This window comes from Streptomyces graminilatus (genome assembly GCF_001418565.1).
GTDB classification, from domain to species: Bacteria; Actinomycetota; Actinomycetes; order Streptomycetales; family Streptomycetaceae; genus Streptomyces; species Streptomyces graminilatus.
This window is the reverse complement of sequence record NZ_LIQQ01000346.1, coordinates 1-25,121: the sequence shown is the minus strand read 5'-3', so window position 1 is coordinate 25,121 and position 25,121 is coordinate 1. Positions and strand designations below refer to the sequence as shown.

Below are 25,121 nucleotides of genomic sequence, written 5' to 3'. Positions count from 1 at the left end.
CAGGCCCCACCCCAGCCCGCCGGCCGCGCCGCCCGCCAGAAGCGGCAGCTCGACCACGGCCTGGCAGCCGTCGAAGCCTTCCGCGCCCGCGAAGGCCACCTCGACATCCGCCAGCGCGACACCGTCACCCTCGACGGCGAAGAGTTCAAGGTCGGCCAGTGGCTCAACAACCTCCGCAAACGGTGGGACACCCTGCCCGAAGACCACCTCCAGGCCGTCACCGCCGCCGGATTGACCCCCCTCGCCCAGCCCGCCCACCCCACCAGCCCGTGACGACCGTGAGGCGGGCACCACTGGCACGAGCCCGCCCAAGTGGCGCCCCCGCCCCGCAACCGGCCACACTCTGCTGCATGACCGCCCCAGCACAACGCCCCCTGGACGCCTCCCATATCGCGCTGAACGTGCTCCTGGCAGGCAGGACCTCCTGGGTGCCGGACATCACCACCTCCCTCCGCTCCGACTGGGCGACCACCGACACCGACTGGTTCCTCAGCCGAGACGACCTGGACGACCCTGCGGTATACCCCGCCATGATCAGCGTCGACACCCAGAGCGAACGGATCACACTCACCCACACCCGTGCCTGCGGCCACCACCCGCTCTTCGACCAGCGAGCGGCCGAGACGGCCATCCCTCTCACTCCCCGCGGCATCGAACACCTGCGGCATCTGCTGCCGTCCGTCGAGCGGCACGGCCTCCCTACCACCGCCGCTTGAGCTGCCCGCACGGCACAGGAACGCCAGACAGCGCGCCCCCACCGTCCCCGCCCCCAGAGCGGATAAATGCGCCCCCGGTTGGGGAGAGACCAGGCGGCGAGCCACCGGGGGAGGGGAGTTCGGATGGGGACGGTGCTGCTGGCGGCGTTAGCCGCCGTCGTACTTGCAGCCGTCGTTGCGGCGCTGGTGCGCGCCGGACGGCGCGAGGCCCGGGCGGAGAAAGAACGGCTCGCCGAGGACGCGCAGCGCCAGGCCCGCCGCTCCCTGGCAGCGGTGTGGACGATGGACGACCGCGTCTTCGAGGAGTACGTCGCCGAGCTGTGCCGCCGCGACGGCTGCACCCAGGTGGAGCGCGTGGGCGGCTCGGGCGACCTCGGGGCCGACGTGATCGGCTATCTGCCGGACGGCCGGAAGATCGTCGTGCAGGTCAAGCGCTTCGCCAAGCACCGCTCGGTCGGCAGCCGCGACATCCAGACCTTCAACGGCACCGCCCGCGCCGAACACCACGCCGATGTACCCGTCTTCGTCGCCTCCTGCGTATTCACCAACCCGGCCCGCAAGTTCGCCGCGCGCCACGGCCTGTGCCTCATCGACGTCGACCTGCTCGGCTTCTGGAACAACGGCACCACCCTCACCTCCCTCGTGGAACTCGACATCGGCCGCTCCGGCACCAACCGCAAACTCAGCCCCGACCCCGACTGACAAGGGACACCCGCTGTGCAGGACACCGAGCCCCGCCTCCACGCGTGGCGCATCGAGGAGAGGGACTACCGGCGCCAGGAGGAACGGCGCGGCCGCCGGCACGCGTACCCGGACATCACGCCCGCCCGCACCGCGCTCGTGGTCATCGACATGGTGCCGTTCTTCGTCGACGCCAACCCCTACGCCCGCGGCATCGCGCCCAACATCCAGCAGCTCGCCGACCGGCTCCGTGCGGCCGGCGGAACGGTTGCCTGGGTACTGCCCGCGCGCACCGAACGCACCGCGGTCGGCGACGAGTTCCACGGTCCCGAGGCCGCCGAGATGTTCCGCACCTCCGGCGGCACCGGGCCCCTGCCCGGCCGGCTGTGGCCCGGCTTTGCCACCGACCCCGGCGACATCTTCGCGGAGAAGAGCGCACCGAGCGCCTTCTTCCCGGGCCGCTGCCCGCTGCCCGAGCACCTTGAACAGCACGGCATCGACACCGTCCTGGTCACCGGCACGGTCACCCAGGTGTGCTGCGAAAGCTCGGCCCGCGACGCATCCACCCTCGGCTACCGGGTCGTCATGGTCGCCGACGCCAACGCGGCTGGCCGCGACCAGGACCACAACGCCACCCTCGCCACGATCTACCGCTCCTTCGGCGACGTACGGTCCACGACGGAAGTCCTCACCATGATCCAGGCAGCGCCGTAAGACCGCCGCCGGCACCCCCGGGGCCTGGCCGAGTAGCTGTTCCTTCGAAGGAGACGACCGTGAGACTGCTGGATTCCGACCGGGCACTGCGTGCGCTGCTGTGGCTGCTCGTCCTCGCCTGCGTCCCGCTCTATCTGTATTTCCTGCACCACATGGCGGGCCGGTGGGCCGACCAGCTGCCCGCCGACGACGCCACCCGGCCCCTCCTGCCGGTCGCGATCCCGCTTGCCGCGCTGAGCTTCACCCTGATGTCCGCGCTGTCCTGGTGGGTGACGCTGGCCGAAGGCCGACACTTTCTCCTCGGCCGGACCAAGTGGCGCTTCCTCATGGTGTTCGTCGTGACCCTCTCCGTCCTCACCGGCATCATCGGCGCCCCCACCCGCGACACGGCGACGGTACTGCTCAGCCTCATGCTCACCTTCATGGGAACGACCGGGCTGTGGTTCCTGCCCCCCGCGTTCTCTCCCCGGCTGCTGCTCCCCGCACTCGCCCGCCGCAAGTCGGCAGCGCAGAACAGCAGCCTGTGAACCCGTCGAGCCGCATCGGCCGTCGCCGTGCCGATGCGGACACCCGTCCTGACGGACACCATGACCCGTTGAACCGCCCAGCCGAGATCCTGCCCAACTATGCGGCAGAACCAGGGTGTTGCGCATGACTCGGTGCCGGGGCCGGGTAGGGACCCCGGGTGATGGAGAACCCGGGTAGGGGAGGCTGGTGAGCGTGGCGCAGGCCGGCGGGGACATCCCCTTCCAGGGGCTGATTCTGGACTTCGCGGAAGTCCTGACCGAGGAAGTGGGAACTCCTCACCGGACCTGGTGCCTGGCCCAGGGGCTGGCGGAGTCCGCGTGGGCGACCACCTTGGAGGACCATCCCGAAGGCCGTGCCCTGTACAAGGCGCTGGAGAGCGGCCGGATGACGCAGCCGGAGTGGAACCGCCGCACCGCCGCGCTGCTCGGCCTTGCCGATCACCAGAACCTGATGGGCCGGGCCTGGCAAGCCGTCCGCCCAGCCGCGAAGATGATCAACCTTGCGCGGGCCGCACGGCAGGCCGGCATTGCCCTGGCCATGCTGTCGAACTCCTTCGGCCTCGATCCCTACAACCCCTATCAAGAACTCGGCGTGTGGGATCTGTTCGACGTCACCGTCCTCTCCGAGACCGAAGGCATCGCCAAACCAGATCCCGCGATCTACGAGATCACCCTGGACCGGCTCGGGCTGCCCGCCTCTGCCTGTGTGTTCGTCGACGACCGCCACGCCAACCTCGTCCCCGCCGCCGCACTGGGCATCATCACCGTGCACGCCGACGAACAGGACACCACCGTCGCACGCCTGACCCGGCTGCTGAACCTTCCCGCCGTCCCGGCCTGATCACCGCCGGCCCGCGACGAGGGGGCGTGCGGCGCTCGCTCAGGTTCCGGTCAAACGGGCGGCGTGGATGGCGAGTTCGGTCTCGGTCCGGCTGATGAGGTCCAGGGCCGCTACGGTGCGCGGAGCCTGCTCTCGGACCGCACTCCACAATCGCAGGTGAGCCGCCAGACGCTCGTCTCCCACGACCGTGTCCACGGTGAGGGGCAGGTCGTAGACCGCCGACGGGTCCGCGAACTGGGTCAGGCGCCACAGCTCCTCGGCGGTCAGCAACGGGGCGGAGGAGTGCTCGCAGGTATGGAGCACGGCCAGTACCGCGGGTGGCGGTTCCGACGGGTCGTCCCGGACCGTCTGGACGACGAGCTCCAGGTCGCGAGGATCGAAGCGGACGTTCTCCGTGATGTCGAGCACGAGCAGGCCTTTGTCCGTGGTTCGGGCGCGGCGCGGGCGCACGCCCGCGCCCGGGTGAACGAGCGGCGGCCGGGCACGGTCACTGCGGCGTGTCCATTCGACCAGGCTCTGCCGAGACGGGTCCTCCTCTCGTGCCCTCACGGCTGGCGCGCGTGGTGATCGGACTAGCCTCTTCTCATGAGGCACGCGCGGATGGGGCTGGCGGAACCGATATCAGATCCCCACAACTGTGACCACCACTCATGCAGTCACGCAGCCGTGCTGTGGTTCGAGCCCTGCGCCGGTCCCGACGACGGCCGCCGTTTCTACGCGTGCGACGGGCACTCGGGGCTCTTCGCCCAGGGCGTGGCCATGGCGTCGGCCGTAGCCGGAAAGGTCGTCTGAACGAGGTGACAGGTGCCGCGATCGAGCGGCCACCACCTCGACCGATCACCGCGACGCGTCGGCGGTGATGGCTGTGCGACAAGTCCACAGGGCCAATGAAAGGATTACCCCCGACATGTCCTGTCCGCTCTGCGGCCGGGATGACCCACAGATACGGAGTGCTACACCATGAACCGCAGTGAGCTGGTGGCCGCGCTGGCCGACCGCGCCGAGGTGACCCGCAAGGACGCCGACGCCGTCCTGGCCGCGCTCGCCGAGACCGTCGGCGACATCGTCGCCAAGGGCGACGAGAAGGTCACCATCCCCGGCTTCCTGACCTTCGAGCGCACCCACCGTGCCGCTCGCAGCGCGCGCAATCCGCAGACCGGTGACCCGATCGAGATCCCGGCCGGCTACAACGTCAAGGTCTCCGCCGGCTCCAAGCTGAAGGAAGCCGCCAAGGGCAAGTAACTGCCCAGCCTCGTCCGGGAGCGAGACCAGCCCGCCACAACCACGGCCCGCTCCACCGAGCCGCACTGTGCCAAGCTCCGTCGCCCCGGCACTCTGCGACCAGCGAAAAGCCTGGATAACCGCGTCGCCGACGGGGTAGAACGGACGCCGGGCGCCCTCCCATGACGGACGGCCCCGCACACATTCCAGCCGGGACCCGGCGCGATATCGAAGGACAACAAGCATGGCCAGTGGCACCGTGAAGTGGTTCAACGCCGAGAAGGGCTTCGGGTTCATCGCCCAGGACGGCGGCGGCCCGGACGTTTTCGCCCACTACTCCAACATTTCGGGCAACGGCTTCCGGGAACTGGTCGAGGGAGAGCAGGTCACCTTCGACGTGACCCAGGGCCAGAAGGGCCCGCAGGCGGAGAACATCGTCCGCCGCTGAACACCCGCAAAGCGCACCGCCCCGCACGGTCCACTGTGTAGAGTGGCACCACCGACGCGGGGTGGAGCAGCTCGGTAGCTCGCTGGGCTCATAACCCAGAGGTCGCAGGTTCAAATCCTGTCCCCGCTACTGCTGTCCGGCCCTCTTCGATGGTTAGCATCGAAGAGGGCCGGAGCCGTTGTACGCGGCCTGGGCCGATCAAAGTGATCATGCTTGGTGGACAAGCAGTTGGGGACACGAGGGACCTGGCCTTGACGGCAATCTCCTGCCGGAGATCGCCAGCTAACGGCTATGTTCGGACCCATGTCTGGGCATCCAAAGAAGCACCACTTCGTCCCGCAGTTCCTACTGAGACGATTTGCGGACTCGGCGGGACGGCTGGTTGTCCACAAGGTCCTTGAGCAGCGCCAATACCAGTCCACCGTGACCAACCTCGCTCACCGCAACTTCGGTCACACCTTGTACTGGCCAGGTCGAGAACCCGATCACGTGACCCTCGAAGCCGCCATGGCCGAGATCGAGGGTGACGCGGCCACCGCCGTTCGGGAACTCGCCGAGAGACGCTCCCGCACGGTCCCAGGAGATGTACAAGTTGCCTTGGCCTGGTTCCTGGCGTTGCAGTGGCACCGCTCCCGCTTCTTGATGTACCTCATCGCCCAGGAAACAGACGCCAACAGCAGAGGTTTCTCCGCCCAGCAGATCCAGACCAGCCTCCTCGGACAGGTCAGCGCCCACGTCATCAATCCGTGGAGCCTGCGCAACGACAGCGTTCGCCCCAAGGACCGGTGGAACTTCCTGGTCAGCATCCTGTTGGGAACGGACATGCACTGGTCCTGCTACCGGCCTCAAGGCGGCGGCCTCATCGTGAGCGACAACATCGTCTGCTTCTCCGGCCCGGCCGTACCCCCACCAGCAGGCGTACCTCGCGGGTTCTTCGACCACGGCATTGGCGCCGGCCTGGACGGATTCCAGCGAGTGACCGTACCTCTCGGAAACGACCTGGCCCTGATCATCACCCGGGACTCCGGCGAAGCACGGCGACTGAACACCGCCGTACTCAACCGCTTCACCATCTTCAATAGCCGCGAGTTCGTCGCCCACGCACCAGGCTGGACCGGTGCACACCCGAAGCTCGCCGAGGATCTGCCCACGTGGTTCGAGATCCAGCGCATGGTGGCCCCGGCCTTCATGCAGAACTATGGGACTCACGGCGTGATGTGACCACGCCCGGACACCAGAGGGCACGGGCTGGGCGTCCACCCCGCCGGGGTGGACGCCGGGATCTCGTCAGTCCGTGGTCGGATTGCCGCCATGGCACTTCTTGTACTTGACGCCGGAGCCGCACCAGCACGGGCCGTTGCGTGGAGGCGGCCAGGCCGACTCGCCCTCGGGCTGTTGGGCATGCAGGGCCTGTGTGTAGGCGGTGAGGGTCTGGGGAAGGGCAGGGTCGGCGCCCTTGTGGGCGGCGTAGCGCTCGTACTCGGAGAGCTCGCCAGGAACGAGGATGACGCGGTGTACGCCGTCGTCGCTGAACTGCCGTGCCCGGTGTTCCCGGTTGTGCCGGTACTCGGCGAGGTCGACATGTCGGGGCAGGAGCTGCGGCCACCGTTCCTGGACCATGGGCACGTCCTCGTCGGGCCAGATCAGGACGAGTCCGTCGTATGCGCCGTTGGGAGTCGTCAGGGAGACTGCTGCTCGATCCGCTTCCTCGCGGGCGAGGTGAGGCAGGGACTGGAAGAACGCGGTCTCCTGTTCCTCAAGTTCGTCAGAGAGCCGGTCGAGTTCGTCGGGCTCCAGATCAAGCTGTGCACGCACACTCTGGCGATGGATGACGACGGCTTCCAGACCATCGCCAAGGGGATCGTCGCTGCCGGCGAGGAGCCGGTCACACCACTCCAAGCCGATTGCCGGATCGTCCAGGTCCGTCAGGGAGTCGCAGACCTGGCTCATCAGATCGGCGTCGGGCTCCTTGCCGGCAAGCTCGTCCGCGAGAGCAAGGAACACCGATCGCGCCGGTTCCTGGTCGCCGAGCCGGTACAACTGCTCGGCCTGTCCAACCAGCGCCAGGCGGCGGCAGGTGGTACCGGCAATCTGCTCCGCCCTGCGGAAGAGGTCCAGCGCCTTGCGGTGCCCGCCGTCCTTGGCGTGCTGCCATCCGGCGTTGATCAAGGCGGACGCGGCCTCAGGATTGTCGGGACGACCGGCGGCCCACCGTTCGTACTGACGGGCCGTGGGCTCTCCCTGGTGGCGGTCCAGGAACTCCGCGAACGTGTCGGCCGGGCCGCCGAGTCGTTCGGTCAGGAGAGAGAGGGCCTGCAGCATTCCGTCCGCGTCCAGTCGCGTGGGCAGTTCTCCAGCCTCGGATGCCTGGATCACCGCGTCGAGGGCGCGCTGGTAGGGCACCGACGTGGCCTTGGAAACCGCGCTCGCCAGACGCTTGCGATGGGTGGGGTTCGGCGTCACAACGATCCACTCCGGTCTGCCGGAACACGGGCACGCCCCACCGCACAGCGCACCGGGCAGACCTTGAGAAAAGATCAGTTGGACAGGCCGGATACGTTTTCGTGGTCCGAGCAGAGGCTCGGTTCGCCGAATGCGGTGGAAGCAGTTGACGGCACACGCCCACGGGCGCTCCAGCAGTATGCCAGCCGCGCGGGTGTCGGGTCATCACTCGGGAGAGTGATGACCCCGTGAGCCGTCAGGACCGCGCCGCCGGGAAACCCCCGACCTGCCACCGCGGATGGGCGCCTACGCCACCGCACTGCGCCAGCGCGGCGCCATCCGTACCGACACGGTCAAGAAGCCTTCGTCACCGTGTCCCGGCACGGGGCACCGGCGGACCCGTCATCACCGCATCGACGAAACTCGATGACGGTGGCTCACCGGAGACTGAGACCGCGAGGGCCCTCTCCAACTGATGTGATCCGCGTCACCTTTTCAAGATTTATTGTCGTTTCCGGTCCGTGCCGCGCCTGAAGAGTGAAGGGGTTCACTCGATTTGGTGTTGGAGGATTTGATGATCCAGCCGAAGACGTCTCTGCCGACCATCACGCCGGAGGGGAGGTACGGGCAGTTCGTGGAGCTGATTACGGCTGCTACAGAGTTGGATGACGAAGCGGCGCAGAGGCTCGCGGACGGCCTGCTGGACCGGTTGGGGCTGTACGGCCCAACCCCTGAACCTGTGGAGGATGCGTGTTCGGCGATGTTCTTCGACGCCGACCCGGATAGCTACGGCTGGGTGCAGTGCAGCGAGGAGCCGGGACACGTCCGGCGTCGCGAGGAACTGCACAGGAACAGGTGGAGCAACCGTTGCTGGAGCGACGACCACCCGCAGGCCGTTCTGGAACAAGCTGAGTAGCCGGGCAACGGCTGCTTAGCCCCGCATCCGGCGCTTGTCAGCCGGTCGGGGTCGCCGTCGGACGGGATTCGTCCCGCCCGACGGCGGGAGCCGATATTCGTGGACGGCATGTTGCTACAGGCAGGGTTCGGGCGGTGCTCGTTCCGGCACCTGTTCATTCCTGGCGGCTTCTGGCGTGCCAGCCGCAGCATCCCGTCCCCGAGCAGGTCGGCGACGAACTGCTGGACGAGATCTCCGCGGACAAGGCGCTGATGGCCCACGTCTCCAAGGACGCGGTCGTACCAAGTTGGCGCCAGTGGCAGTCACTCCAGAGGGACGGCGTTGACCGGAGCGACATGGCGCAGCTGAATGGTGGCCGCCGTGGCCAGGGCGGCGTTGACCAGCTTGGCGTGACCTCCGATGACGATCCGTACCTCATCCAGGGTGCCCATGCGGGCGTCGATCGTGGCCTGCCGCCCGACCAGTTCCACCTCGTAGTCGCCGTGGCCGCGCTCGCGCACCACGTAGGTGTCCGCGGCGATCGAACATTCCCAGGTTCCCGGCCCGGTTTCCGAAAGATCGACGAGGGTCCGGATCTGATCCAAGGGGCTCTCGGCGATCGGGTGCGCCTCGTCGGCATGCTCCTCGAACGCCCGCCTCGCCAGCAGTGCGAAGCGGTGTCGGCCCACCTCGCCGCAGCGCGGGCACTCCAGCTTGAACCTGTCCGGGCCTGTGTCCGCCTCCTCGGTGATCTTCGGCTGCAATCCGTTCACCACCGGCTCCGGTACTGCGTCCTTGCGTGGTCGTCGGCTCACCTGGCCTGTCCCTCGTGCTCGCGGTTGATGGCATCCGCATTCTGCCGAGACGAAGTCGGCGCCGTACCGAGGCGGACAGGCTGTCGGCATGAGCACACCGTGCCCGGCCCTAGGCTCGAGGAGTATGACGCACCGCATCAGGATCGCGAGCAGGGCCTCGGTCATGGCCACCGCACAGGTGACGTGGCTGATGGAGGAGATCACCCGGAGCTCCTCCGGCGTGGAGCCGGAGTTCGTACCGGTGACCACGACGGGGGACCGGTGGAAGGGTCCCCTGTCCGAGGTCGGCGGGAAGGCCGTGTTCACCAGCGCGGTCACCCGGGCCGTCCTCGACGGTCGAGCGGACCTCGCACTGCACTGCCTCAAGGACATGCCCGGCGACCAGCCCGAGCCGCCCGGCACGGTGTGCCTGTACCCGCGGCGCGACGACGTCAACGACGTTCTGGTCCACCCCGGCGGGTGCAAACTCGACGACCTGCCGCCCGACACCCGCGTGGGCACCTCGGCCCCGCGCCGGATCGCCCAGCTGACGGCCGCCTACCCCCACTTGGCCATCGTCCCCGTGCGCGGAAACGCCGACACCCGCCTCGCCCTGGCCCACGCCGGCGAGGCTGTGGACGCGGTGATCCTCGCACGCGCCGGGCTGCGCCGCATCGGCCGGGAGTCCGAGGCCACGGAGGTCCTCGGCGCGGACCGGATGATGCCCGCCCTGGGCGCGGGACAACTGGCCATGCAGGCCCGCGCGGACGACCCCTCCACCCTCGCCGTCCTCACCCCGCTCGCCGATGCCGCTGCCGCCCGAGCGGCGGTCGCGGAGCGGACCCTGCTGCGCGCGCTCGCTGGGCACTGCCACGCTCCGATCGCCGGGCATGCGATCGCCGCGGCATCGGGCGAAGTCCGCCTCGCCGGCAGGGTCTACACACCGGACGGGTCCGTCGTGCTGGCCTCCGAACGGACAGGAACCGAGCCGGAGGCAGTGGGGAGCGCCGTGGCCCGGGACCTCATCGGCCAAGGGGCGAACGACCTCCTCGCAGCCTCGCGGCGCACCTGAGAGCTCGCGGCCCAACGTGAAACGCCAGCGCCCTGGCGCGGCGCGGGCCGGTACGGTCGGCCCCGAGGAAATGGAGCCATCGATGATCACTACCAGCAGCAGTGCCCTGCTCCGCGATGTGCGCGAGGCCCTGAGCGCCGCGGGGGTGAGCCAGCTCGGCGACCGCCCGGGACTGCCCCATCAGCCAGAAGTGGAGACATGGACGGTCGGCGAGGAGGTGATCCTCAAGGTCACGGTGGCTCCCGACGAGCGCCCAGACGCAGGCGCGATCCCGGAACGGGTACGCAACGCCCTGCGCTCGCACGGACTTGCGGCTGCGACCAGTGGCACTGCGCCGGGCGGCCCGTCCCCGGAAGCAGCACTCGGCTCCGGCCACGCCGTACGCATCGTCCCCGCCGTCCGCGGTCACTGACCCTAGGCGCCCACGACCGGCTCTCCGGCTCCGCGCGATGCCGGCTCAGGGCGGTCCTGCGTCGTTTGCGTAAGCTCCGCGCCACCGCCCGGGCGCGCCCGCAGCCAGCGGTGTCCCCTGGGCGGCCAGCCCAGCGGCAGGACGAGCTCGCGGGCAGGAGGAATGATGCGCGGCACGACGGTGGCGGGCCGCTACCGGCTGGTGGAGACCATCGGCAGCGGCGGCATGGGCGAGGTCTGGCGCGCCGAAGATCTCGCAGAAGGCCGCGACGTCGCCGTCAAGGTCATCCCACGGGGCGGTGACGATACGGTGGGCGAGGCCACCTTCCGCAGGGAAGCGGGCGTTGCCGCCCGGCTGTCCCATCCGCACGTTGTCGCCGTGCACGACCATGGTGCCGCCGATCTCGGCGGCCTGCGCGTCCTCTTCCTTGCGATGGACCTCGTCGACGGCCAGCCTCTGAGCGCCCACGCCACCGGCTCGCTCCCCCTCGCGGACATCCTGACCTGGGCCGCGCAGATCAGCCAGGCCCTGCAGGCCGCGCACCGAGCCGGGATCGTCCACCGTGACGTCAAACCGTCCAACGTCCTCATCAACCACCGCCGCGAGGCGGTGCTGTGCGACTTCGGCATCGCCCGCCTGGCCGGCCTCGCCCACCACACCCTCACCGTCACCGGCGCCGCCATCGGCACCCCCGCCTACATGTCCCCAGAACAGGCCCGCGGCGACACAGACCTCGCCGCGCCCAGCGACCTGTACTCGCTGGGCTGCCTGATGTACGAACTCCTCACCGGTGCCACCCCGTTCACCGGCTCCGGCTGGAATGTCCTGGGCCGGCACCTCCACGACACCCCCGTCCCGCTGTCCGCCCTGCGCCCCGACGTCCCCCAGGAGCTCGAGCTCCTGGTCCTTAAGCTCCTGGACAAGGACCCGGCCCGCCGGCCGACCGCGGCCGAAACCGAGGACCGGCTGGAGCGGCTGCGCTCCCGCCTCGTCACCGTGCCGAGCCGCCCGCCGCACCGGGCGCTGCCGGGGCCCACCGTCATCTACACGCCGCGCCCTGCGCCCGGCCGCCGTCACCGGCCGCGGCCGTACGCCGCTGTGCTGTGGGCGGGGGCGGTGACCGGCGCCGCGATCGCCGGCGAGCTTGCCTGGACCACCGCCGTGACATGGCCCTGGCCGCCAACGGCGGGAGCGCTCGGCGGCCTGCTCCTGAGCTCCTGCTACCTGCTCGACCCGCCCCGGCCGCCCCGGCCGACGGAGCTGCAGATCACCACCGTCGGCCTGTTCACGATGCTCCTGCTGACCCTCGGCGCAGCCCTCGCCCTGCTGATCTCCCACCCGTCCCAGTGGACGGCCGCCCTGGCCATCACCGTCCTGGGTGGCCCGCTGCTCGTCGCGTGCACCACCGCCGTACGCAGAGCAGTCCAGGGCCTGCTCCACCGCTCCGCCTGGCACGCCGACCTGGCCTCGACCGCCGGCGCCCTCACCGCGGCCGCCCTGCTGCTCGCCGCCGCCCGCACCGGTCTCCCTACGGTTGCGTCGCTGGCGTCCGCCGCCGTCCTGTGGCCCGCCACGGCCCTGATCACCGCGACCCTCGCCCCGAGCGGCACCCCGCACCGGCGTGTCGCCCACACCCGGAACGCAGTTGGACAGGTATGACCGACACCGTCACCGCCACTACCGACAGCATCGTGCCGGACCCGCCGACCGCCCGCCTCCTGGCCACGGCCGACTGCGACTCGGGCGTACGCGGCATCGCCCATGCCACCCTGACCGAGGAAGCTTCCTACGCCTACGGACTCGCGCACGGGCTCTCCGGCGGCGGCGACCTCCATCCCGACGCCCACAGCGTCGCCATCGCCAACCTCCTGGGCAAAGCGGTCCCCGCCGCCGTGGCCTTCGCGCTCCACCACCTCCACGAACTGCTGCCCGACCTCACCGTCGAGCAGTGGGAGCGGATCAATGCCGCCTCCCGCGCGCTGCACCCCCGGATCCACCGCGACCTGACGGGAGCCAACGGCACCGGCAACGACCCCGTCCTCCTCCCGCCCTCCCTCCACAAGAGATCGTGATCGTCACCACCGGCTGGAGTGCCGAGGCCGCGGGCCGCGGACCCGGCCGACGACCGGGAACGGAGATCACCGCATCGGGTGCTGGGACGTGCCATCAGGTGCTCGGCCACCGGGCGGCGCCGCGCCCCGGCCGGGATGGGGTTGAATAACGGGCGTGATGCAGGACGTTTCGTGGCAGCGGGCCGATGCCCTGCTCGCTGATGTGTGAGAAGCACAGCAGCGAGAGGGTCTGCGTGCCGTGCGGGACCTCGCACAGCACGTGGGGCTGCGGCGACGGGCAGCTGGAACGCTTGCCGACTTCGTGGAACGGGCCGAGGCGCAACCTTCGGTGCGCAAAGAGGCGTTGGTGCTGCTGCGCAGATGGGTGCCGGCCCGCGTGCGCAACGCCCGCCGGCGGCTGGTCATGGTGGAATGTCTCCTCCTTCTCCTGCACGCGGCGCAGGCCACGGCGGTCACCACGGCTGCCGGAGTCGGCTACCAGGCGTCGGTGTCCGTGCGGGCCGCCGCCGTAGCGGCAGCCGTGATCCTTCCCGTTCTCCTGGGAGTGTGTAATGTCGCCGTCCTCCGTGCGGGGACGAGGCTCGACGCGACGGACCGCCGACGCCGGCGCCGCCATCGCGAACTGTGGGCCATGGGCCTGGTGATCATGGCGATGATCGGGGTGGCCGCGGGACAGAGCTGGTCAGCTCCGGGGGTGATGGCCTCGGCCGGTACGTTCGCGCTGTGCGTCGCCGTGCTGCGGGCACGGCGGGGGAGCGCGCTCACGTGGTGCCGCGCCACCTCACCGGACAGCGACCACCAACCGTAGTTCAACGGGGAATCCACCACTGGGCGTCCCGGTCTGCTCCACCTCTGCTGCCGTGTCGGTACCGGACCCAGCCACCAGCCGCGAACTGTCGAACGACCGTGGCCCAAGCTGATGCCGTTTCCAGAGGCAGCCACCTCCACTGGCCCCGCCGATTATCAGTACGGGGACCCGAACTCGTGGCGGTCGGTGCCGTCATCTCTCCTGGGCACGCATGCGCTGCCCGACATGCCGTTGCCCGCGTACATGGGCGACCTGCGAGCGGACCAAGGTCGTCAACAGTGTCTCCGGGTCACCGACTGGCCCCGCCAGGCTGAGGGCGAGCGTGGCTATCTGGGACGCCAGCACGGTGATCACATCCGCACTGCCCTCAGGCCCGCGCGCCAGAACCAGGGCCCGTACTGCGTCGTCGAACCGGTCGAGGGTGGCTTCGTCCCCCAGGGCAAAGCCGAGCCGGTCGGCCAGCACGTGACGGACGATCGCCACGGCGTCGCCAAGGGATTCGTCGACCCCGAACTCGACCTGCGCCGCGCGGCTGGCATCGAAAACGGCGGGGACAGAGCGGCGCCGGATCTCCGGGATCAGTCCTTGCTTCCTCCACTCCCCGTAGGGGGGCGGTCCGGCAGCATCCCGTCGCACCCGGTGATGGTCGGTGGGGTAGCCGGACGGCGAGCGGCAGGCGCGGCCGACGGCCACGCTGCAGGAGGAGCACTCCACGCGCCGGTACCAGGCACGGACCAGGCGAGACAACTCCCCCTGGTGGAACTGGGGTCGCCAGTGCCCCCAGCTTTCCTGCCCCGTCACCTGTCCTCCGTCTCCTGCTGACGGCGGCCGACGGAACCCAGAACAGCCACCAGAGCACCAGGGGGCTCGCATACCGGCCACGCTCGTGCGTGAAGGATCTCCATCTGCCCATCTTCGTCCGCGACTTGGCCACCCCGCAGGCAAAAGCACGGTTCCCGCACCACGGGAGGAAGAAGGGACCGCTGCTGCTCGGCGAAGGACAACGCCTGCCGAGTGAGAGCCGACCCCGTCGAAGTCTTCTGCGAGCAGCCGAATATCCCGGTGCGTTCCGGCCCGCCACCTGGCGGGCGGGACCAGTGATCCGTGGCGGTCGTCCATGGCTGCGTCCGGCTCTGTGGAGCTCGGTTCAGCGGGTACATGAAGGCGACCGGAGCTGCGGGCGCTCCTTCGAGGGCTCCGGCGATCTGCGATGCCTGCGGCGCTCTCGCCGGCCTTACCAGGATGAGAGCCCCGCGCACGCCTGCATGAGGTCAGCGGGTCGGGTCGCGCGGTGCAAGCGCGTCGTGTTGAGCGTCAAGGCGTGCGATGAGGGCGGTGGCGTTGTCCGCGTAGGGGTCGGGGAGGTCGCGTGCCCGCCGGACGGCATCCTCGACAAGGCGTTCGGCGGCCTCGCTGGGGTCGCCAGCCAGGTACCCGGTCAGGTCATGGTCGGCATCCTCGTGAGGTTCGTAGGCGCCATCGGATGCGAGGAGCAGCCACGCCGGGCGAGCCGGGCCTCGCAGGAACTCGACGGCCGGGTGCCCCCAGAGCCGCTCGGTCTGGTGGTCATCGTCGCCTGCCCCGAGGCAGGCGGTGATCAGGTTCCGATCTCCGTCATAGGCGCGGCGTTCGTTGTGGTCTTCGGTGAGCAGGCGCAGGTGTCCGTCGAGAAGAAGGTAGGCACGGGCGTCGCCGGACCAGGCGACCGACAGCAGACCGCCGGGACGTGGACCGCGACGACGGCAGCAGCTGCGGGAAGGCCGTGGTCGCCGACTCGGTCAGGTTCGGCGGCGTAGCGGTCGCGCTCGGCACGCAGGCCGGCCTCGGCATCCGCGTGCACAGCGGCGGTGCGGGCCAGGCGCCGTGCGGCGGTGCGGGTCCAGGCGCGGACGGCCGGGGTGTCGCCGATGCCGTCGAGCAGGGCGTAAGCCCGGACGCCCGGCGCCGTGTGCACGGCGGTCGCGTCGCACTGGACATCCCGGTCGCCGAGTAGTTGGGCAGCGGCATACGACTTCACGGCCAGGTCCTCGTCCATGCGGTCAGCCTTCCAGAACGAAGCTCCGGGGCAGCCTTCGACAGCAAGGTTGGAATCTGCACAGGTTCGGCGTGCTGGTGCCGGGACGTCGACAAGGGCGGGGCGCGCTCCATCGGCTGGAGACGGCGCCCGAACCGACGGCGGAGCGCACGCCGACAACGCGGCCATCGTCCCCTGCCCGGTCAGGAACACCACTGGACCCGTGGCGTCCCATGTTCGGTGTCACAAAACGGCGTCCACTCCAACCCGATGGCACCCGTCCCAACTTCACCGTCACAGGGCCACAAGCGTGACTGACCAGGCGAATCGCCCCGAATAATCGTTGCTCCCAACTGTCACACCGTGCGACTCACGCCCACCTGTAGCAGATGACAGCGCAGAGCCACCTCGGGAGTTGCACGTGACCCTCACCCTCACCCCCTACACCCCGCGCCAGCAGTGGGGCCTCAACGCCATCGACGCGAGCCTGCCGCCGTCCGTACTGCGGCAGTCGGCCACCGGCGAGTCCGACGAGACGGTGCGAGCCGAACTCACCGGCGCCTCGCGCCTCATCCCCACCGCCTCTCCGGGCCAGGCCCTCGGAGAAGCACGGATCTTCCACGCCCTGATGAACACCTACGGGCGACACCGGTCCACCCTCAGCGGCGGCCCCTTCGGCATCGTCGGCCTCACCCCCCGCCCGGACGAACTCCAGGTGAGGGTCGCTCCCTCCCAGCTGCCCCGCTGGATCGACGCACTCGCCTACCGACAGACCGCCACCGGCGGCGGAGTCCCCGGCCTGCGCTGGGCCCCGCACGGGGCCGACACCCTCCTGACCGTCGGGGAGAGCCGGATCATCCTCTCCGGCATCGACGAACACACCTGGCGCACGGCCCTCGCCGAACGCAACGCCGACGACGCCAGCCTCCTGCCCCAGTGGCTTCCCGTGATCGCGGCCGAAGCCGAGCATGCCGCCGCCCAGGACACGGACCTCGCCGCCATCGCCGACCACATCTCCGCCACCCTCCGCCGCATCCGCCTCGTCGACCGCCTCACCCGCAACGGCCACGTCCACCTGTTCACCACCCGCCACCTCGGCGAGCTCCACCTGATCGAAGCCTGCGAGGCCACGCCCACTGTCCTGCCGTTGTGGATCTCCCAGTCCCTGCCGCTGGCCCTGTGGCCCGTCGGCCGGACCCCCGCCCACGGACCCGCCGATCCGCACGCGGCGGTCCTCGACTGGGTCACCACCATCGAACCGTCTGCCGCACCCGCCAGCGCCGCGCACGCCCTGTGCCACCTGGCGGGCCGCCCCGCGCACCCCACGAGGCTGCGGGCTGCCGAGCACGTACTCGCCGTCGCGGCCCGCGTCCTCGCCGACCCCGTGCACGCCGGCCTGTACGACGCCGGAGGCTGGGCCGGCAGCTGCCGTACCTACCCGGAAGGCTCCGTCCACGGCGCCGACCCGTGCATCCCTCCCGGCGCCGAAGAAGTCACCGACCTCCCCGCCGCCGAACTCTCCCGACTCGGTGCCCTCACAGCCGGACCCGCCGACGACGACACCGCGATACTGGACGCCGGCCACGACGAACTCGTCCACCTGCTCGACTGGAGCCTCGCTGCGGCCACCCGCCCCCGCTCCCGCCCGACGTGGTCACGCCACGACGACGGAACCCTGAACGCCGCCATGCCGCTGCCCGCGCGTTCCGGCGCCCTCACCCTCACCGCCAGCACCACCGGCGTCTACCGCACCCGCCTCGAACACCTTGACCTGCCCGACCTCGAGCACGAGGACGACACCGTCGAGTGGGAGCGGGAAGCCGCCCCCTCCCAGGCAGCCGCTGTGCTCCTGGCCGAGCACGCCGCGATCGAAGCGATGATCTGCCTGCCCTTCCAGCGCGAGCACCGCAAGCGCCGCCTGCTGCTGCCCACCACCCCGCCGGCCGATCCCACCCAGCGCACCGTCATCGCTGGCGCCGACCTTCTTCTCGGATTCCACTCCTTCGCGAGCGCTCTCACCCTGCTGCGCTACCGGGCGGACACCACCTACGGAGCCGCCGACGGACACCTCCAACCCGACCCGGCCCACGCCGACGATCCCTACGACTACGCCGCCACCCTCACCGCCTACGTCAGCGAATGGTTCGACCTCCCCTCCCCGCACCACGCAGAAGAGGCCAACACGGCGTCCGTCGACAGCTCCGCCTACCGCGCACACCTGGCCGCCCACCGCGCCGCCTTCGACCCGTTCGTCACCCGCTACCTCGCCGCCGCCGACGAGCTCACCGGCCCCCGCAGCTTCGCCGAACGCCACCTCGCCGGAGCCGCCGCACTGCGGTGCACCGACCTGGCCGCCCTGGCCTGCCACGACCTGCGCCCCGTCCGCTCCTCGCTGCTGCGCCTGATCCAGTCGATCCCCCAGGACCCAGACCAGCTGGCCGCCTGGTACGAGCACTACCTCGACACCTATTCCTGACACACCAGCAAAGACCTCTGAATTGCCGAGGCTCAGCGCATCCTGTACCCGGGGGACGGGGAACCGGCGACCGCGTCATCGGCTCAGCCTCAGCCGCTCAAGGCTGGTCGGGGCAGGCACCGCCCCGCCCTGGTGAATGAACTGCCGCTCGCGACAGCCACATCCAACTGACCACCAGCATCGAGCATCGGCCAACAGCGCGACGGCGATCACCGCCGGTACCACTCCTCGCGGTCTTTCTCCCACTGCTCGTGCGCCTTGGCCCGCTCGACGTCGGAGTCCAGCTGCTCGATCCGCGTGCCGTCGTGGAGGAAGACATCTACCTGGGGAGCTCCGCCCCGGTGAAAGCGATGGCTCTGGTCGATGATGACGACGGTCCGGGCGATGCCCCCTAGGTTCGGCATGGCCATCGACGTCTCTTCCAGCGGCCCCACCAGGCCGCCCGGCACAGCGACCCAGTCGCCGGGCGTGGCTTGCCAAGGAAAGAGCAGGTTTCCACCATGCGGCCCCGTGCCAACCGGCCCGCCCGCGCAGGCCGGCTCCAGCAGTTCGGCCTCCCGCGAGATCAGCTCCAGTCCCGCGACCGCCAGCCGGAAATCGCCCGGCGTACTCATCTGCCACAGCATCACGAGTTGCCGACTCACCCGGCGCCAGTCCTCCACCCGCTCCCCGGCCAGGGTGGTGTCGGTGCGCAGCACCTCCAGGGTGCGGGTGACGAAGGCGTACCGGGCGCGCTCGCGACCGTGGTTCTGCCGCATGTCCACCGGCAGCGGCGGAAGCTCCTCAAGCAGGCGCTCGGCCTGGAACTGGGTGGAAGACGGGGGCATTTCGAGTCCTGGCGGTAAGGGGCGAAAACAGGAGAGAGGAGTCCTGGCAGAGGGTGGCGGCGACAGGTGTGACCGATGAGGGCGAGAGGCGCTGGCCGCAGGTCTTGGGCATCTGGGACATGCTCGCGCGCGTCGCGATCCGAGAAGGCCGATCAGGCAGACACGACGCCGGTGATCGTGGGCATTCCCTGGACGATGGTGATGGCCGCGTCGGGGGAGAGAACCTTGAACGAGTGTTTCCAGCCCCGTTCGCGCACCGTGCGCAGCCCCTGCGTCGGCAGCGTCAACGACAGGCGACTGGAGGTGGTGAAACCGAACTGCCGGTAGAACCGCACCAGATCACGGTCGTGCCGCAGCGTCAGCGCCGCGTATCCGGCCTGCCGGAAGGTCTGCTCGGTGTGCTGGAGAAGGGCGCGCGCAACGCCGCGGCGTCGGTACTCGGGCCGGACCGCCAGCATATGGATCGTGGCGAGACGCCGGACGATCTGGGGCCGCATGAACTTCGGAACGATCGTCGGGTCGGACATCCACTTGGGTGGACCGACCGTCAGGAGTCCGACCGGGATCCCAGCGGCATCCTCGGCGATCAGGAAGTGGTTGTACCGGTGGGACAGGGGACTGTCGTCGGTGTCGGCTAGCGCATGCCGCATCGGGGCGAGTGCGGCAGGAACCTCCGCCGACGGGAGATGCAGATCGACCAGAGAGGCCAGCTCGACGAGGGTATCTGCGTCGTCGACAGCGGCGGTGCGGATGCGGATCCCGGACCGGGCCGTTGGGGCGTTCATCACGTGCGAGCCCTTCACAGAGCAAAGCCGCGCACAACGCGGGCGTGGAAAGCGAGTGTGTATAAGGGGAGGAGGAAGACGTCGCCGCTAGGTCATCTGCGTCGGGACGGCCCACCCGAAGAAGAGCCAGGTCGGCGCGGGGCCGGGAGCGACATCCAGCAACAGCGCTCCGGCGGCGCCCGCCCGGATGCGGGGATCGTCGTCTTCGATCAAGCGGTCGGCCAGCCAATCCGCATCGTCCTCGCTCAGCGGGCCGCCGTCGGCCCCACCGAACGCGCAGTAGAAGTCGTTGAAGTAGCCCACCGCGAGGGTCCGGAGCGGCGCGCGGTCCTCAATGACCGCGACACCTCTCGCCTTCGACAGATCCGCGCGGTGGCGCACAGGATCCTGGGGACGCAGGCCGTCTCCAACGGCGTAGTCCGCGAAGGCGTCGGCTGGCGTAACGCCACTGGCAGTGAAGCGGTACAGCATGGGATGCATGGCAGTCCTCGACGGTGGCGCGCCCGTGTAGAGGTCGCGGCAGGGGTGAACTGGCCCTGGACGAAGGCGCAATGGGAGCGTGTGACGAGCTGGAGCACCTAGCCCGGATTCGATTAGATTACACGTGATAATCGAGTTAAGCAACGTCGGGAGTGTTGGTTCGCCGGCCGTCGGACTGCTGCCACTGCTTGCCCGCCGCCCGGCCGGTGACCAGGGCACCTCCCGGGGCGGCACGGGGACAGGAGTCGGCGAAGCCGCGCGGCTCGCTACAGTGACCCGGAAGGTTGTCGACCTGCCTCGGCGGCCTGCGCGGTGGAGGAGAAGGAGCGCCCCTGTTGAACCATCAGACCGGCGCCCGGTGGCGGGCGTTCATCGACGACCGGCTCGACGAACGGATGCGCGCGCACTATCCCGAGGGCCTCGATGCCTACTGGGACGAGTGGAGAGCGGCCCACGGCCTGGCCCAGGCCTACAGCGACGCCGTCGCATCCGACGATGTCGACCGTGGCGCCCGAATCCTCCAGCAGATGCGCCAGTTCGCTATCGACTGGGACAGCCACCCCGATCACCCTGACCGCGCCGCGGCATAACGGCCGGGCGGGAAGCCCGCCGCCCGCACCGGTTCAGAGCCTTCGCGCCCGGCCCCGGCATGCGACGTCACCGCCGTCCGGCGGAGCCAGGACCCGACGGAAGCGGAACTCAGTACCCGGATCCGGGTGGTGAGGCAGCGGGGGCGTGCCGCCCTGCTGAGGACCTCGGGCCCGGGGTATGGACCTGCGCGGAGCAGCGGCGGGTGGCACACCGCCGCGCGGCGCACCGTACGACAGAGACGTGACCTGACCCCAGCGTCCTATCGCGCCCGGTAGCGTCGCCAACGACCACCTGAGCGGCAGGAGAACCACGTTGCAGCCTATGTCCCTGACCATGATCGCCAGCACCGTCGGCGGCCGCCTCGCGGACGTCCTCGATCCCACGGCCCAGGTCACCGAGCCTGCCGTGTTCGACTCCCGCGAAGCCTCTCCCGGAACGCTGTTCCTCGCTCTCCGCGGCGAGCACACCGACGGTCACGCCTTCGCCGAGGCTGCCGTCAACAAGGGCGCTGCCGCAGCCCTCGTTACACGCCCCGTCGGCGTGCCCGCCATCGTCGTCGACGACGTCCTGGAGGCATTCGGCCGACTCGGCCAGCACCTGCTCCGCCGCGCGGTCGGCAGGGCCAAGGTCGTGGCCGTCACCGGGTCAGCGGGCAAGACGAGCACCAAGGACTTCATCGCCCAGGTATTGCCCGGCAGCGTGGTGTCCACCCCACAGTCCTTCAACAACGAGATCGGCCTCCCGCTCACCATCACCCTGGCCGACGCCGACACCGACTACGTCGTCCTGGAGATGGGCGCCCGCCACATCGGCGACATCCAGGAACTCACGAAGATCGCCCCGCCGGACATCAGCGTCGTCACCAACGTCGGCACCGCACACATGGGTGAGTTCGGAGGCCGGGAGAACATCGCCAAGGCCAAGGGCGAGATCGTCGAAACACTGCACCGGGACGGCCTCGCCGTCCTCAACGCCGACGACGACCTCGTACGCGCGATGGACCGGCGCACCCTGGGACGCGTCATCACCTACGGGCTGGCAGAGCACGCCGACGTACGCGCCGTGGACATCGAGACCGACCGGCAGGGCCGGGCGTCCTACACTCTCGTGACCCCCGAAGGCCGTGCCCGCGTCCGCCTTCAGTTCCTCGGCGACGTACAGATTCCCAACAGCCTGGCCGCGGCGGCCGTAGCTCGTGAAGCCGGCCTCGATGTCGACCAGACGGCGGCACGCTTGTTCGAGGCTCTCCCGCGTTCCCGCTGGCGGATGGAGGCGACCACCCGAGCCGACGGCATCACGATCCTCAACGACGCCTACAACGCCAACCCCGACTCGATGCGGTACGCGCTGAACGCCCTGGCCTCCATGACGGGCGGCAAGGACCAGCGCTCGGTGGCCGTCCTGGGCCGGATGAACGAACTCGGTGACGACGCGCGCACCGCGCACGAGGAAGTCGGCCGCTACGCCGCGGGCCTGAGCCTGGACGAGATCATCCTGGTGGGCGGCGACGAAGCCGGATGGATGCAGGACGGCGTGATCGGCGTGGGCGGAGAGGCTGTGCACCTTTCCGATCAGGAGAGCGCGCTGCAGCTGCTGCGCAAGGTCCTGCGCCCCGGCGACGTCGTACTGGTCAAGGCGTCTCGTGACGTCGAGCTGCAACAGCTCGCCGCCGCGCTGCTGTAGCCGGACCCGCATGGGCAAGGGGAACCCGGCAAATTTGCCGGGTTCCCGCCAATTCCGGGCCCAGAACTAGGTCGAACCGTCGCGGACGGGCAACATGGTCACCCAGCGGCGGCCAGGCCGAGGTGCTCCGGCACTCTTCCAACGGGGGAGCCCCTCCGACTCCACCGACCGTTCGCCCCCTGGGGGGAACCACGACCGTGCTCACCCCCGGGATCAGCGTGGTTGCACAAACTGACACGCCTACAGGCCACAATGGCGGGTGGAATCGACGGCATCCGGGTCCCTGGGGGGAGTGCTTTTTGTCCATCGACCGTCTGGAGTCCGTCGGCTCGCCGGCCGACTTCGCCGCTCGCTCCGCAGCAAGTGGCGTCCCGCGGTCCCGAGTCGGCAGTTCCGTGGTCGGCCCTCTGGAGAGCCTGAGCGCCGACGCCTTCCACCGTGTCCTCCAGCAGGCCACCGCAGCGGATGCGCTGGCCGGGATGGCCACCCACGCTGCGGAAGAGGCAGTACACCGTCTGGAGCGGGGGCGGCTCCACATCCCCGACCTGCGCCTGCTGCTGCTCGATACCCCCGCCACTCCGGTGTGGGCGCGGGCCCGCCAGGAGGCGCTCACTCAGGTCGTCGCCAGCCCGACGCTGGCGCCGAGCATCATCTCCATACACGCTCAGCTGCTGCGGCTGCCCTCGGCGACGGTGCGGGAGGGCCACGGGAACGGGAGCGAGCCGGCCTTCGTGGCGCAGGCGACATTCGCGGTCGACGGTCGTGACACAGCCGGAAGCGTCCAGCGCGCCCGGACACGCAAGGGCGCCCGTCAGCAGGCCATGGCCAGTCTCGTTGCCGCGCTCGCCGGCCTGGACGATCCGTTCACCGAGCACATCGCCGAGACGTATATCTGGCAGACCGGCACGCCGGCGTCGTCCCAGCCGGCATCCCGGGCCGACTCGGCTCCCGTCGGTGGACGCAGCCCGATCTCGGTCCTGCACGAGTACGCGCAGGCGGGCCACATCGAGCGACCCGACTTTCGCGTCACCACCCACTCGTCCACCCACTTCACCGCCACCGTCACCGCAACCCACCGACAACAGCGCCTGACCGGCACAGGATCCGGGACGAACAAACAGGCGGCCCGTTCCGCGGCCGCCGACGATTTCCTCACCGCTCTGAAGGGCGCCCTCGCCGCTGACCACGCCGACGCTCCCCCGGAGGCGCCCGAGCGGGAGCACGACGACACCCCCGTCCCGCCGGCTCCGGCTGGGCCGGCGCGCGCATCCCTTCAGGAATCTCCAGCGGCCATCGAGGCGAGCGCGCAGGATCTCTTCCGCGCTCGCGCGCTGATCGACCAACTCCTCGCGGACGGCGCTGCCGTCACCGTGCTGCCGTCCCGGCACCCCGCCCGCACCGCATGGATGTTCTTCCGGCCCGACGGCACACCGCTCGCCGAGGTCACCACGGCACCGCCGCCGCTGCAGGCCGTCACCCGCGATCTCGTCCTGGCCGGGCCGGGTGGCATCATGCCGCGCCGCGCCACCGTGACCGGCATCGCCGCTCCCTTCAGTTTCATCCTGCCGGCCCTCCTCACCGCCCGGGACGATGAGCACCCTTCGGCGGCCGGATGGCGGCACGCCGTACGGCTCGGCCTGGAGTGCGTGGCCCAGCAACGCGTCTACCCCTCCCTCACCGCCGAGGGGTACGACTGCTGGCGTATCGGCCCGGTCACCGACCCGCTGCGCCGGGCGGCGGCCGATGCCTCCCGCCGACTGGCCCCCGAGGGACACTGCCTGCTCGCCGGGACGACGCCCGTACGCATCCCTGCCCCTGAAGGAGTGGTGTGGACCGTGCTCGACGCCGTCGCCGACGCCATGCTCCGCGCCCCGGGCGCCACCATCCTCCTCGGCCCCGGTCCCTACAGCGGTCCCGCGCACGACATCCGCCCGACCCCGCAGCTGTGGACATGGGCGGACGAGATCGAAGACGCCCTCGATCCCCACCCCGTACCCGCCCTGGTGCTGCGCATCAGACAGCCCGACGACAGCGGACCGGCCCCGGCCGTACCCATCACGCTGCACCTCGATCCCGGCGACGGGCAGGACACCGTCTCGGCAGCCAGCGTCTGGTCCGCAGCCTCACCGCACCCCGGCCTCACCACCGCCATGCTGCCCGGCGTACGGCGCGTACTGCGCCGCGCCTCCCGCGCCTTTGCGCCATTGGCCCAACTCGCTGCCCAAGAACAGCCCGGCGGCATCACCCTGTCCGCCCACGACCTGGCCCTCCTGCACCTGCATGCCACCGGCCCGCTCGCCGAGCTCGGCATCACCACGCACTGGCCCCCGCACCTCACCGACGTCCTCACCGCCACAGCCGTCATCGGCACCCTTCCCGCCCCAGACACAGTCCCGGAGACCAGCGGATACCTGGCCCTGGAACGGCTCGTGGACTGCCGCTGGCATATCAACGTCGACGGCGAGCCGCTCACCGAAGAGGAGATGACCGCCCTGGCGGAAGCGGCCTGGCCGCTGATCCAACTGCGCGGGCGATGGCTGCTCATCGACCCGGACACCGCCCGCCGCGCCCGCGACCGCACCCTGAACCCGCTGCCGTCTCTCGACGCTCTCGCCGCCGCCC

At 70.1% G+C, this 25,121-nt stretch carries 28 protein-coding genes and 1 tRNA gene; 21 read left to right on the top strand and 8 right to left on the bottom strand.

Annotated elements, in window-relative coordinates; translation table 11 throughout:
* The 6 genes from AOK08_RS27715 to AOK08_RS27690 all read left to right on the top strand — a co-directional run.
* Window positions 1-273, top strand: a 273-nt coding sequence (locus tag AOK08_RS27715) for a Helicase associated domain protein (protein WP_198539412.1), incomplete at its 5' end; no start/stop codon positions are given.
* Between the two features lie 77 nt (window positions 274-350).
* A complete protein-coding gene (locus AOK08_RS27710) occupies window positions 351-716 on the top strand; it encodes a hypothetical protein (RefSeq protein ID WP_157876823.1) in 366 nt (121 codons plus the stop codon).
* Between the two features lie 123 nt (window positions 717-839).
* Entirely contained in the window at window positions 840-1,418 is a 579-nt protein-coding gene (locus AOK08_RS27705) for a restriction endonuclease (protein ID WP_055531049.1), read from the top strand.
* 15 nt (window positions 1,419-1,433) lie between these two features.
* Window positions 1,434-2,111 carry a cysteine hydrolase family protein gene (locus AOK08_RS27700; RefSeq protein ID WP_055531046.1) on the top strand — a complete coding sequence of 226 codons (678 nt, stop codon included), beginning with the start codon at window positions 1,434-1,436 and terminating at the stop codon, window positions 2,109-2,111.
* A gap of 59 nt (window positions 2,112-2,170) precedes the next feature.
* On the top strand, window positions 2,171-2,638 hold the full coding sequence (locus tag AOK08_RS27695; protein WP_055531044.1) for a hypothetical protein: 468 nt from the start codon (window positions 2,171-2,173) through the stop codon (window positions 2,636-2,638).
* Window positions 2,639-2,825: 187 nt separating this feature from the next.
* Entirely contained in the window at window positions 2,826-3,479 is a 654-nt protein-coding gene (locus tag AOK08_RS27690; RefSeq protein ID WP_241827114.1) for an HAD-IA family hydrolase, read from the top strand.
* A gap of 39 nt (window positions 3,480-3,518) precedes the next feature.
* On the opposite strand, the gene AOK08_RS27685 is transcribed toward AOK08_RS27690, so the two are convergent.
* A complete protein-coding gene (locus tag AOK08_RS27685; protein WP_055531040.1) occupies window positions 3,519-3,887 on the bottom strand; it encodes a hypothetical protein in 369 nt (122 codons plus the stop codon).
* Window positions 3,888-4,145: 258 nt separating this feature from the next.
* On the opposite strand from AOK08_RS27685, the gene AOK08_RS48505 reads away from it, so the two are divergent.
* From AOK08_RS48505 to AOK08_RS27665, 5 genes are all read left to right on the top strand, one after another.
* Complete coding sequence (locus tag AOK08_RS48505) at window positions 4,146-4,271, top strand: hypothetical protein (RefSeq protein WP_277816045.1); 126 nt, start codon at window positions 4,146-4,148, stop codon at window positions 4,269-4,271.
* Between the two features lie 168 nt (window positions 4,272-4,439).
* Window positions 4,440-4,721: an HU family DNA-binding protein gene (locus AOK08_RS27680; protein WP_055531038.1), complete on the top strand. Its 282-nt coding sequence runs from the start codon at window positions 4,440-4,442 to the stop codon at window positions 4,719-4,721.
* 223 nt (window positions 4,722-4,944) lie between these two features.
* Window positions 4,945-5,148 carry a cold-shock protein gene (locus AOK08_RS27675; RefSeq protein ID WP_055531036.1) on the top strand — a complete coding sequence of 68 codons (204 nt, stop codon included), beginning with the start codon at window positions 4,945-4,947 and terminating at the stop codon, window positions 5,146-5,148.
* A gap of 55 nt (window positions 5,149-5,203) precedes the next feature.
* Window positions 5,204-5,277 (top strand) — tRNA-Met (locus AOK08_RS27670).
* Window positions 5,278-5,451: 174 nt separating this feature from the next.
* Entirely contained in the window at window positions 5,452-6,369 is a 918-nt protein-coding gene (locus tag AOK08_RS27665) for a DUF4238 domain-containing protein (RefSeq protein WP_157876822.1), read from the top strand.
* A 66-nt stretch (window positions 6,370-6,435) separates the two neighbouring features.
* On the opposite strand, the gene AOK08_RS27660 is transcribed toward AOK08_RS27665, so the two are convergent.
* Window positions 6,436-7,611: an SEC-C metal-binding domain-containing protein gene (locus AOK08_RS27660; protein ID WP_055531032.1), complete on the bottom strand. Its 1,176-nt coding sequence runs from the start codon at window positions 7,609-7,611 to the stop codon at window positions 6,436-6,438.
* 553 nt (window positions 7,612-8,164) lie between these two features.
* Between AOK08_RS27660 and AOK08_RS27655 the strand changes: the two genes are divergently transcribed.
* Window positions 8,165-8,506, top strand: coding sequence for a hypothetical protein (locus tag AOK08_RS27655; RefSeq protein WP_157876821.1), 342 nt, complete (start codon window positions 8,165-8,167; stop codon window positions 8,504-8,506).
* 302 nt (window positions 8,507-8,808) lie between these two features.
* On the opposite strand, the gene AOK08_RS27650 is transcribed toward AOK08_RS27655, so the two are convergent.
* Window positions 8,809-9,300 carry a hypothetical protein gene (locus AOK08_RS27650; RefSeq protein WP_157876820.1) on the bottom strand — a complete coding sequence of 164 codons (492 nt, stop codon included), beginning with the start codon at window positions 9,298-9,300 and terminating at the stop codon, window positions 8,809-8,811.
* A 124-nt stretch (window positions 9,301-9,424) separates the two neighbouring features.
* On the opposite strand from AOK08_RS27650, the gene hemC reads away from it, so the two are divergent.
* From hemC to AOK08_RS27625, 5 genes are all read left to right on the top strand, one after another.
* Complete coding sequence (gene hemC / locus AOK08_RS27645) at window positions 9,425-10,351, top strand: hydroxymethylbilane synthase (protein WP_055531027.1); 927 nt, start codon at window positions 9,425-9,427, stop codon at window positions 10,349-10,351.
* A gap of 82 nt (window positions 10,352-10,433) precedes the next feature.
* On the top strand, window positions 10,434-10,763 hold the full coding sequence (locus AOK08_RS27640) for a hypothetical protein (protein WP_055531025.1): 330 nt from the start codon (window positions 10,434-10,436) through the stop codon (window positions 10,761-10,763).
* 162 nt (window positions 10,764-10,925) lie between these two features.
* Window positions 10,926-12,422, top strand: coding sequence for a serine/threonine-protein kinase (locus AOK08_RS27635; protein WP_079054306.1), 1,497 nt, complete (start codon window positions 10,926-10,928; stop codon window positions 12,420-12,422).
* Window positions 12,419-12,835 (top strand): hypothetical protein, encoded by a 417-nt coding sequence (locus AOK08_RS27630; RefSeq protein WP_055531021.1) that lies wholly within the window; start codon window positions 12,419-12,421, stop codon window positions 12,833-12,835. The genes AOK08_RS27635 and AOK08_RS27630 overlap by 4 nt, the downstream gene beginning before the upstream one ends.
* A gap of 238 nt (window positions 12,836-13,073) precedes the next feature.
* Complete coding sequence (locus AOK08_RS27625) at window positions 13,074-13,643, top strand: hypothetical protein (RefSeq protein ID WP_157876819.1); 570 nt, start codon at window positions 13,074-13,076, stop codon at window positions 13,641-13,643.
* A gap of 192 nt (window positions 13,644-13,835) precedes the next feature.
* Here AOK08_RS27625 and AOK08_RS27620 read toward each other — a convergent pair whose 3' ends face one another.
* Both AOK08_RS27620 and AOK08_RS47630 read right to left on the bottom strand, forming a co-directional pair.
* A complete protein-coding gene (locus AOK08_RS27620) occupies window positions 13,836-14,444 on the bottom strand; it encodes a zinc finger domain-containing protein (protein ID WP_055531017.1) in 609 nt (202 codons plus the stop codon).
* A 796-nt stretch (window positions 14,445-15,240) separates the two neighbouring features.
* The gene (locus AOK08_RS47630; RefSeq protein WP_241827113.1) at window positions 15,241-15,678 is read right to left on the bottom strand and encodes a hypothetical protein; all 438 of its coding nucleotides are present in this window, start codon (window positions 15,676-15,678) and stop codon (window positions 15,241-15,243) included.
* Between the two features lie 400 nt (window positions 15,679-16,078).
* Here AOK08_RS47630 and AOK08_RS27605 point away from each other — a divergent pair, with 400 nt between their 5' ends.
* Window positions 16,079-18,133, top strand: coding sequence for a hypothetical protein (locus AOK08_RS27605; RefSeq protein ID WP_055531011.1), 2,055 nt, complete (start codon window positions 16,079-16,081; stop codon window positions 18,131-18,133).
* 209 nt (window positions 18,134-18,342) lie between these two features.
* Here AOK08_RS27605 and AOK08_RS27600 read toward each other — a convergent pair whose 3' ends face one another.
* The 3 genes from AOK08_RS27600 to AOK08_RS27590 form a co-directional block, all read right to left on the bottom strand.
* Window positions 18,343-18,960, bottom strand: coding sequence for a hypothetical protein (locus AOK08_RS27600; RefSeq protein ID WP_055531009.1), 618 nt, complete (start codon window positions 18,958-18,960; stop codon window positions 18,343-18,345).
* Between the two features lie 152 nt (window positions 18,961-19,112).
* Window positions 19,113-19,745 carry a GNAT family N-acetyltransferase gene (locus tag AOK08_RS27595; protein WP_079054308.1) on the bottom strand — a complete coding sequence of 211 codons (633 nt, stop codon included), beginning with the start codon at window positions 19,743-19,745 and terminating at the stop codon, window positions 19,113-19,115.
* 87 nt (window positions 19,746-19,832) lie between these two features.
* On the bottom strand, window positions 19,833-20,216 hold the full coding sequence (locus tag AOK08_RS27590; protein WP_241827112.1) for a hypothetical protein: 384 nt from the start codon (window positions 20,214-20,216) through the stop codon (window positions 19,833-19,835).
* A gap of 344 nt (window positions 20,217-20,560) precedes the next feature.
* On the opposite strand from AOK08_RS27590, the gene AOK08_RS27585 reads away from it, so the two are divergent.
* The 3 genes from AOK08_RS27585 to AOK08_RS27575 form a co-directional block, all read left to right on the top strand.
* Window positions 20,561-20,815 (top strand): hypothetical protein, encoded by a 255-nt coding sequence (locus AOK08_RS27585; RefSeq protein WP_055531003.1) that lies wholly within the window; start codon window positions 20,561-20,563, stop codon window positions 20,813-20,815.
* Window positions 20,816-21,128: 313 nt separating this feature from the next.
* Complete coding sequence (locus AOK08_RS27580) at window positions 21,129-22,499, top strand: UDP-N-acetylmuramoyl-tripeptide--D-alanyl-D-alanine ligase (protein WP_107101061.1); 1,371 nt, start codon at window positions 21,129-21,131, stop codon at window positions 22,497-22,499.
* Window positions 22,500-22,798: 299 nt separating this feature from the next.
* Window positions 22,799-25,121: SNF2 helicase-associated domain-containing protein (locus AOK08_RS27575; protein WP_241827111.1), on the top strand; the 2,323-nt coding region annotated here is incomplete at its 3' end.